Origin of the sequence: Nocardioides sp., assembly GCF_024509035.1 — a bacterium.
GTDB lineage: Bacteria > Actinomycetota > Actinomycetes > Propionibacteriales > Nocardioidaceae > Nocardioides.
In genome coordinates, this window is record NZ_JANINT010000398.1 from 1 (window position 1) to 1,665 (window position 1,665).

The 1,665-nt window shown below is 72.2% G+C and carries 2 protein-coding genes; one reads left to right on the top strand and one right to left on the bottom strand.

Annotation, left to right across the window (positions count from 1 at the left end; all coding sequences use genetic code 11):
- A partial coding sequence (locus Q0L15_RS22180; RefSeq protein ID WP_296607021.1) for an MMPL family transporter occupies positions 1-877 on the top strand: 877 nt, incomplete at its 5' end.
- Here the strand turns inward: Q0L15_RS22180 and Q0L15_RS22185 are convergent.
- Positions 872-1,665 (bottom strand): YhjD/YihY/BrkB family envelope integrity protein (locus Q0L15_RS22185; protein ID WP_296607022.1); only part of this gene is annotated, 794 nt, incomplete at its 5' end. The two genes, Q0L15_RS22180 and Q0L15_RS22185, sit on opposite strands and share 6 nt — an antisense overlap.

Here is a 1,665-nt window from a genome sequence, read left to right on the forward strand (position 1 = left end):
CTCCGAGATGACCGCGGCCGTCGCCGACTTCCGCAGCCGCGCGCTCGGGGCCGGCCTCGTGCAGGCCCCGGTCCTGGTCACCGCCCACCCCGAGGCCGGCGTCCTGGAGATCACCGCACCGCTCGCCGGCAACGGCACCGGCCGCACCTCCGTGCGCGCACTCCACGCGCTCCGGTCCCAGGTCGTCCCGGAAACGCTGGGCGCGGTGCCCGGCGCGGAGGCGTACGTCGGCGGCAACCTGGCCTTCTCCGAGGACTTCAACGCCCAGCTCGGTCGCTCGATGCTGCCGGTGGTCGTCTTCGTGCTGGTGCTCGCGTTCCTGCTGATGCTGGTCGCGTTCCGCTCGGTGACGATCGCGCTCGTCACCGTCGTGCTCAACGTGCTCTCGCTGGCGGCGGCCTTCGGCGTCATGGTCGCGGTGTTCCAGCACGGCTGGGGCGCGTCCCTCGTCGGCGGCCGCGGGGTCGGGGCGATCGAGTCCTGGATCCCGCTGTTCGACTTCGTGATCCTGTTCGGCCTCTCGATGGACTACCACGTGTTCGTGGTGTCCCGGATCCGCGAGGCGCACGACCGCGGGCTCCCGACCCGCCCCGCGGTCTCGCACGGCGTCGTCACGTCCGCCGGCGTGGTGACCAGCGCGGCCGCGATCATGGTCGCCGTCTTCGCGGTGTTCGCGACGCTGTCGATGACGACGTTCAAGCAGCTCGGCGTCAGCCTCGCGGTCGCGATCCTGCTCGACGCGACCGTCGTCCGCGCGGTGCTGCTCCCGGCCGTGCTGGCCGCGCTCGGCGACCGCACCTGGTGGCTGCCCCGCTGGCTGGCGTTCCTCCCCGACCGCTCCTACCACCCCGAGCCCGAGCCCGCCGGCCGGTCATGACACGTGGTCGGCGCCGTCGTCCTCGTCGCCGGGCAGCACCAGCCGCTGGTCGTCGAAGGTGATCTGGATCGTCTCGAACCCCTTGTGGCGCTGGGCCCTGGCGTAGCCGGCGTACGCGCGGCGGTCGGCGTCGGTGAGCTCGACCCGGTCGGTGAAGGGCGTCAGCAGGGCGCGCGGCCAGAGCCGGCGCTCGAGCACGACGTTGACCTCGATGCCGAGCACGCCGATGACGGCGGTGAGCCAGAGGACGCCGATCAGGCCGAGGACCAGACCGAAGGTCCGGTTCATGGCGCTGGTCTCGGTCAGGACGTTGGTGACGTAGGCCGTGCCGATGGTCTGGAGCCCGATCCACAGCAGCGATGCGGTGACGGCGCCCGGGACCGAGCCGGTCCAGACGTTGTGGCTGCGCGCCGCGCCCACGCGGAAGAGCGCGGTGAGCACGAGCGTGTTGACCAGGACCGTCAGGACCGTGATCGGCCACCGGTACGACGAGACCGTCTCGCCGAGCACCTCGGTGTTCGCGGCGAGCGTGGAGAGCACCGAGATCGTCAGCACGGCGACGCCCGCGGTCATCAGCAGGAAGAGGCTCTTGAGCCGCAGCAGCACCGGGTTGGGCCGGCTGTTGCGGGGCACGGACCAGGCGACGTTGAGCGCGTTCTGCAGCGCCTGGCCCAGGCCGAGCGCGCCGTACAGCGCGACGAGGGAGCCGACGACGATCGCCGTCGACGAGCCGGTCAGGCCCTCCGGCCGGCCCAGCTGGTCACCGATGATCGGGAACTGGGCGAGGG